7 protein-coding genes are annotated in these 6,214 nt (G+C 72.1%); 3 read left to right on the top strand and 4 right to left on the bottom strand.

Translation table 11 applies throughout. From position 1 onward, the window contains the following. Positions 1-193: 193 nt before the first annotated feature. A complete protein-coding gene (locus ACTIR_RS0116405; protein ID WP_026455102.1) occupies positions 194-766 on the bottom strand; it encodes a QsdR family transcriptional regulator in 573 nt (190 codons plus the stop codon). 148 nt (positions 767-914) lie between these two features. Here ACTIR_RS0116405 and ACTIR_RS0116400 point away from each other — a divergent pair, with 148 nt between their 5' ends. Then, positions 915-1,691 (top strand): hypothetical protein, encoded by a 777-nt coding sequence (locus ACTIR_RS0116400; protein ID WP_026455101.1) that lies wholly within the window; start codon positions 915-917, stop codon positions 1,689-1,691. A gap of 64 nt (positions 1,692-1,755) precedes the next feature. On the opposite strand, the gene ACTIR_RS0116395 is transcribed toward ACTIR_RS0116400, so the two are convergent. Then, positions 1,756-3,141, bottom strand: coding sequence for an MBL fold metallo-hydrolase (locus ACTIR_RS0116395; RefSeq protein WP_026455100.1), 1,386 nt, complete (start codon positions 3,139-3,141; stop codon positions 1,756-1,758). Between the two features lie 84 nt (positions 3,142-3,225). On the opposite strand from ACTIR_RS0116395, the gene ACTIR_RS0116390 reads away from it, so the two are divergent. Next, a complete protein-coding gene (locus tag ACTIR_RS0116390) occupies positions 3,226-3,807 on the top strand; it encodes a class I SAM-dependent methyltransferase (protein WP_026455099.1) in 582 nt (193 codons plus the stop codon). A gap of 82 nt (positions 3,808-3,889) precedes the next feature. Here ACTIR_RS0116390 and ACTIR_RS0116385 read toward each other — a convergent pair whose 3' ends face one another. Together ACTIR_RS0116385 and ACTIR_RS0116380 are read right to left on the bottom strand one after the other, a co-directional pair. Beyond that, positions 3,890-4,771, bottom strand: coding sequence for a cytochrome c biogenesis CcdA family protein (locus ACTIR_RS0116385; protein WP_026455098.1), 882 nt, complete (start codon positions 4,769-4,771; stop codon positions 3,890-3,892). Further along, the gene (locus tag ACTIR_RS0116380) at positions 4,768-5,517 is read right to left on the bottom strand and encodes a DsbA family protein (RefSeq protein ID WP_026455097.1); all 750 of its coding nucleotides are present in this window, start codon (positions 5,515-5,517) and stop codon (positions 4,768-4,770) included. Before ACTIR_RS0116380 ends, ACTIR_RS0116385 begins: the two co-directional genes overlap by 4 nt. Positions 5,518-5,550: 33 nt before the next feature. Between ACTIR_RS0116380 and ACTIR_RS0116375 the strand changes: the two genes are divergently transcribed. After that, positions 5,551-6,105 (top strand): hypothetical protein, encoded by a 555-nt coding sequence (locus ACTIR_RS0116375; RefSeq protein WP_026455096.1) that lies wholly within the window; start codon positions 5,551-5,553, stop codon positions 6,103-6,105. The last annotated feature ends 109 nt before the right edge of the window (positions 6,106-6,214 follow it).

Genomic DNA, 6,214 nt, shown 5'->3' with positions numbered 1-6,214 from the left:
AGCGCCAGCAGTACGGTCCCGAGTCGCCGACCGGCCGAGCCCACCATCGCGCTCCCCGTTCCCTTCGAAGGTCTTTCACCCGTCGAAGGGCTCATCCCACCGCACCGGAGCCCACGCGGGCCAGGGATCCGGCCGAACGTGCGACCGCCGTCGCACCGTGCCGGGTCGGTCGCGCACGGTGCCCGGCCGCGGGCTACGCGGCGTCGGTGAGCAGCGCCCGCGCGGCCCGCTCCGCGATGGCCGGGTCGAGGCGCCTGCCGTTGAGCAGCTCCGCGTACAGAGCGGACTCCACGATGCGCACGTAGAGGAACGCGAGGTCGTCCAGCTCGGTCGGCCGCCACGTCGGCGTGCGGTTCTCCAGCAGCACCGCCCGCTGTGCCGCCACCATCCGGCGGTGCACGCCCTCGGGGGTGTGGAACAGCACCCGGGTGGCCGTCTCCGGCTCGGCCCGCAGGAACGCGGTGAACGCCCCGGCGTTGCGCAACTCGGCGGAGAACAACCGGGTCACCTCCAGCACCCCCTCGACCCCGGTCCGCCTGCGCCTGCGACGGGCGCGGGTCAGCAGGCGTTCACCCAGCCGCCACAGCACGTCCCCGAGCACCGCGTCCCGCCGGTGCACCACCCGGTACAGCGTCGCCCGACTCACCGCCAGGCTCGCCGCGAGCGCGGGCATGTCGATCGAGCCGTGCCGGAGGAAGTACCGGCAGCCGCCGTGGACCACCTGTTCGCGGCTGACCACCCGCCGGGTGTCCACCGACTGCGCCATCAACAGCCTCCTCTTCGATGATCGGTGCGTCGGTGATAGCACAACGCGGGCGCCCACGGCATCGGGTGAACAACTACCCTGGGGCCGATCGCGAGCAGGTGTTGACGGTGTGTCGGGCCACGGGGCCCGCGGACGGAAGGGCACGGTTGTGCGGCACCACAGATCCGGATCGGCCCGGCCCCGGGGCGGGGTCGGGACGGTCCTCGCACTGGTCGCGACCCTGTTACTGGTGGTGGGGTGCGAGGCGGACACCACGGGTGCCGACGACCCGGGCCCGGCAACGACCGACAACGGCGCGGGCGCGGACTCCGCGACCCCGGATCCGGCGAAGCAGGAGCAGCAACACCCCACCCGGGCCGGGCGGACGGCCCTGTTCGACCGGTCCGGCATGATCCGGTCGGATCTGGAAATCCTCGACGAGGTGTCCGGCCGGTGCGAGGCGTCCCTGCTCAGCCCGGAGAACGAGCAGGCGCGACGGTGCTTCACCAACGAGACGTCCCTGGCGATGGACCCGTGCTTCGTCCCGGAGAACCCCGCCCCGGAACTCCTGCCGGATCCGGGGACCGGCACGGAGAGCGTCACGGACCAGAAGGTCCGGGACAACCCGGTGGAGACGGTCGCGGTCTGCCTGCGGGACCCGGCCGCCGAGGGCGCGGTCAAGGTCAACGTGCGCGACGACGACCCCTCCGGTGTCGTGGACGACGTCGTCGACCCGTGGTGGTTCGTGGTGCTGGCCGACGGAACGCGGTGCGTGAAGGTGCTCGGTGTCGACGACCTCCGCGAGGATCTGCACCTCAGCTACCGCTGCGACGACGGCTTCCTGCACGGGCTGGTGGACGAGGACAAGCGCATCTGGACCATCCACCACCGGAAGGCGGGCTCCGACGAGCTGAACCTGGCCTGGGTCCGCTCGGCCTGGGCCTGACCGGACCCGTGCCGGGGGCCGGGGCCCCGACGCGGCGGTGCCCCGGCCCGGCGGACTCTCCGGTTCAGGACGACGGCGCCGGGGTGCGCTCCCCGGTCGTGACGGGAACGCCGGCTCCGGCCGCCTCCGGGTAAAGGCCGTTGATGTGCACGACGTCGTGGCCGGCCCGTTCGAGCAGGCTCGCCGCGATGGCCGACCGGTACCCGGAGCCGCAGTGCACCCACAGCCGCCGGTGCGGCACGTCGGCCATCCTCGGCAGCAGCTCGTGCAGCGGCACGTGCACCGCGCCCTCGATGTGCTCGGCGTTGAACTCCTCGTCCCGGCGCACGTCCAGCACGGTCGGCGCGCGCCCGGCCGAGAACTCGGCCGCCAGGTCCCGCCACTCCACACTGGGGAACGACGTCGTCGGGATGCCGTCCGCCAGATCCTGCGGCGGGTCGCCGAGCGCGACGTCCAGCCGGTCGATGCCGATGCGCGAGAGGTCCCGGATGGCGGCACGGATGTCGTCCTCCGAGCCCACCAGGGTCATCGGGTCCAGCCACGGCAGCGTCCACCCGAGGAACGTGGTGAACTGCTTGCCGTCGCCGTACTCGATGCTGACCGTGCCCTCCAGGTGCTTGGTGGCGAAGGCGACCCGGTTGCGCAGGTCGACCACCCACTCACCGCGGTCGAGGCGGCTGCGCAGCTCGCCGGTCGACAGCGGTTCGGGCACCGTCAGGTCCGGCGCACTCGGCCCCATCCGGTTCAGCGGCCCCATGTGCGCGTAGTACGACGGGTAGTCGGTGAGGTTCGCGATGAGCTGGTCGACGAAGCGGTCCTCGTCGGTCTCGGTCAGCGCGTGGTTGTGCTCCCGCTGCTCCCCGATCGTCGAGCTGTCGGCGGCGGTGGCCGGGCCGGAGGAGCAGAAGCTGCCGAACCCGTGCGTCGGGTACAGCGTGGCGCGGTCGGAGACCTGCTCGGCCAGCCGCCGCGCCGACCGGAACTGCGCCCGTGTCAGTGCCGTCGTCTTCTGCGGATCGACCAGGTCGGTGCGGCCCACCGACCCGTACAGCAGACTGCCGCCGGAGAACACGGCCTGCTCGCCGTCGCCGTCGACGACGTAGGACAGGTGGTGCTCGGTGTGCCCGGGAGTGGCCACGGCGGTCAGCGTCATCCGTCCGATGTCGATCCGGTCGCCCGGCAGGATCCGCTGGTGGTCGTACTCCAGCCCCTCGGTCTCGCCGACCAGGTAGGTGGCGGAGTGGCGCAGCGCGAGTTGCGGGCCGCCGGTGGCGTAGTCGTTGTGCAGGTGCGTCTCGGCGACGTGGGTGATCTGCACGCCCCGCGCGCGGGCGAGCTCCTCGATGCTGTCGAAATCCCGCTGGGGATCGACGACCAGGGCTTGCGATCCGTCGTGCACCAGGTAACTGCGGTCCCCGAGTTGCTCGGTACGAATGACGTCGACGTCCATGAACGGTCATCCCTCGTCGGTCTGTGGCAGGCTCGGTGGTCGGATACCCGATGCCCGAACCGATAACCCGAGCGAGGAGGACCCGTGCCGCCCACCGATCCGTCCAGCTGGGACGAACGCTACCGCGTCGACCCGTCCCCGTGGGGCGACGCGCCGGCGAGGACCATCCGCACGTATCTCGACGACGCGGTCCCCGGCACCGCCGTCGACCTCGCGTGCGGGGACGGCCGGCACGCCGCGTGGCTGCACTCGAAAGGGTGGAAGGTGGCCGCCGTGGACTTCTCCCCGGTGGCCCTGGAGTCCGCCCGGGACCGCTACGGCACGGACATCGACTGGCGGCTCGGCGACGTCACGACGTGGGAACCCGCGCAGGCCGTCGACCTGGTGCTGGTGGGGTTCCTCCAGATCCCGGCGACCGACCTGGTGCGCACGTTGCGCCGCGCCACGAGCTGGCTGGCCGACGGCGGAAGGCTGTTCTACCTGGGACACGCCCGGGAGAACTACGAACGCGGGGTCGGCGGACCGCCCGACCCGGACGTGATGCCGTCGATCACCGACCTCGCCGAGGCCGCGGGCGGCCTGCGGGTCGACGCCCTGCAGCACGTGCTGCGGGACACCGACCGCGGCACGGCGATCGACATCGTGCTCGACGTCCGGCGGTGGTGAACCCCGCCGCCGGACCGGTGGACGGCGCGTTCCCGGCGGCGCGGACCGGATGATCCGCACCGCCGGGACGCCCCGTCCCGGCTCACCGGTGGGTCTGTCCGGCCCGCTCCGGGTCGGCCTCGTGCTCGCCGTCCCCGCCGTCCTCCCGGCGCCGGGAGCGCAGCATCCGCACGAGCACCACCGCCAGCGCCAGCAGCACCAGCGCCAGCAGCACCACGATGTTGGACACCTCGCCGGTGAAGCCCTGCACCCATTCCTGGATCGAGAACTGGGTGTCCACGCTCGTCAGGCCGCCGAGATTGGCCGTGCCCTCGGTGAACAGGAACAGCATCCCCACGCCGATGAACAGCAGGCCGGAGATCAGGCTCGTCGTGTGCGTGCGCAGCGGGCCAAGGGTGATCTCACGCCCCCGCAGCCACTGTTTGCGGCCGAGGTCGAAGCGGTCCCACAGCAGGGCGAGCACGAACAGCGGCGCGGCCATCCCCAGCGCGTACAGCGCCATCAGGGCGCCCCCGTAGGTCGGATCCCCGCCCGCCGCGGACACGGTGAGCACGCTGCCCAGCAACGGCCCGGAGCAGAACCCCGCCAGCCCGTACACGGTGCCCAGGGCGAACACCGAGAAGCCGGACGAGATCCTGATCTTCGCGGCGGCATTCTGCGCGGTGTTCGAGCCGAACCCGCGGCCGAGGATCATCAGCACGCCCAGTGCGACGAGCACCAGCCCGCCGACCAGGGTCACCGTGCCCCGGTACTGCGTCACCAGGGCACCCACCGCCGCGACCCCCGCACCGAGCGGGATCAGCACGAGCGCCAGGCCCGCGTAGAACAGCACGGTGCGACGGGCCAGCGCGCCGACCGTGTCGAACGCATAGGCGAAGAACGACGGCAGCAGCAACGCCGAACACGGGCTCACCAGGGAGAGCAGACCCCCCAGGAAGGCCCCGAGCAGACCGACCTCGGTCATTGCTGCCCCGCAGCGCCCTCGATGACCTCGACGAACGTGTCGAGCGGCTGCGCGCCGAGAATGGGCTCACCGTTGATCACGAACGTCGGGGTGCTGGACACGCCGATCGAGCTGCCCTGCCGCAGGTCCTCCCGGACCGGCTCGTCCAGGCTCGGGTCGTCCAGATCGGCGGTGAACGTCTCCATGTCCGGCATGTCGACCTCATTGGCGTAGTCGAGGAGCACCTCGCGGGTGAGGTCCGGGTGGCCGCGCTCCGGGGAGTCCTCGTAGATGGCGCGGTTGTACTCCCAGAACTTGCCCTGCTCGGCGGCGGCGCGACCGGCCCGGGCTGCCGTCTCCGACTGCTCGCCGAAGATCGGGAAGTCCCGCCACTCGATCCGCAGCTGCCCGGAGTCGACGTAGCGGTCGATCAGCTCGGGTTCGATGTCCCGGCTGAACTTCGCGCAGAACGGGCACCGGTAGTCCGAGTACATGACCATCGTCACCGGGGCGTCGACGGGGCCGAGCGCCGTCGGGTCGCCCTCGTCGCGCCGGGCCAGGCCGGACAGCGGACTCTCGTCGCCACCGGCACTACCCTGGCTCTGCGAGGCCGAGGGGCCCGGCGGACCGGCGGGCTGTTGTGCGGCGCCGTCGTCGCCGCCCGACTGGGACACGACGAGGTAGGTGATCAACCCGATCGCGGCCACCACGAGGACGGCCACCAGGGTGAGGTCGCGTTTCGACGTACGCCGCGACGTGTTCGACATCGGCTCTCCCGGTCAGTCAGGACTTGAACTACTATGCAGCATAGTAAACACGAAGTCCCGAGCCGATTGGACACGCCCGTGGAGCCGGTGCCGAATCCCGCCGAACCCGCCACCCGCCCCCGCACGGCCCGCTACGCCCGCGCGGGACTGATGGGCCTGCTCGCGCTGCTGGCGGTGGGCATCCCGACCGACATCATCGACACCCCGCTGTTCACCCGGGAGATCCCGGTGCGCTGGTGGGAGTACCCGGTGCTGGCCGCGACCGCGGCGCTGACGTTCGCGTGGTTCGCGATCCAGGGCCCGCCGCCGTCCGAGAAGGCCAAGCGCAAACCGCTGGCCGGGGTGGTGCTGACCGTGTTCGCCGTGGGGTGCCCGGTGTGCAACAAGCTCGTCCTCGTGGCGCTGGGCACCTCCGGCGCGCTGGGACTGTGGGCGCCGCTGCAACCGTTCCTGGCGGTGCTGTCCCTGGCACTGCTGGTGGCCGCCGTGGCCCAACGGTGGCGCCGCCGGGACTGCTCCGACGACACCTGCTCGGCGGAGGGCGGCCCCGGTCAGAACGCGACGCCGCCCGCCACCGCCAGGCAGTAGAGCGCCACCGCACCCGCGAAGACGGCGACCGAGGCCGCGGTGGGCACGAGGGTCAGCAGCGCCGCCAGGGCGTAGTCCACCCGGGCGGGCAGCCACCGCAGGGCCACCC

Source organism: Saccharomonospora iraqiensis subsp. iraqiensis (assembly GCF_000430445.1).
Taxonomy (GTDB): domain Bacteria; phylum Actinomycetota; class Actinomycetes; order Mycobacteriales; family Pseudonocardiaceae; genus Saccharomonospora; species Saccharomonospora iraqiensis.
This window is presented reverse-complemented; position numbering and strand designations above follow the sequence as displayed.

Coding starts and splice junctions, on each gene's coding strand:
- ACTIR_RS0116405 (WP_026455102.1), bottom strand. CDS start 766: ATGGCGCAGTCGGTGGACACCCGGCGGGTGGTCAGCCGCGAACAGGTG.
- ACTIR_RS0116395 (WP_026455100.1), bottom strand. CDS start 3,141: ATGGACGTCGACGTCATTCGTACCGAGCAACTCGGGGACCGCAGTTAC.
- ACTIR_RS0116375 (WP_026455096.1), top strand. CDS start 5,551: ATGCAGCATAGTAAACACGAAGTCCCGAGCCGATTGGACACGCCCGTG.
- ACTIR_RS0116385 (WP_026455098.1), bottom strand. CDS start 4,771: ATGACCGAGGTCGGTCTGCTCGGGGCCTTCCTGGGGGGTCTGCTCTCC.
- ACTIR_RS0116380 (WP_026455097.1), bottom strand. CDS start 5,517: ATGTCGAACACGTCGCGGCGTACGTCGAAACGCGACCTCACCCTGGTG.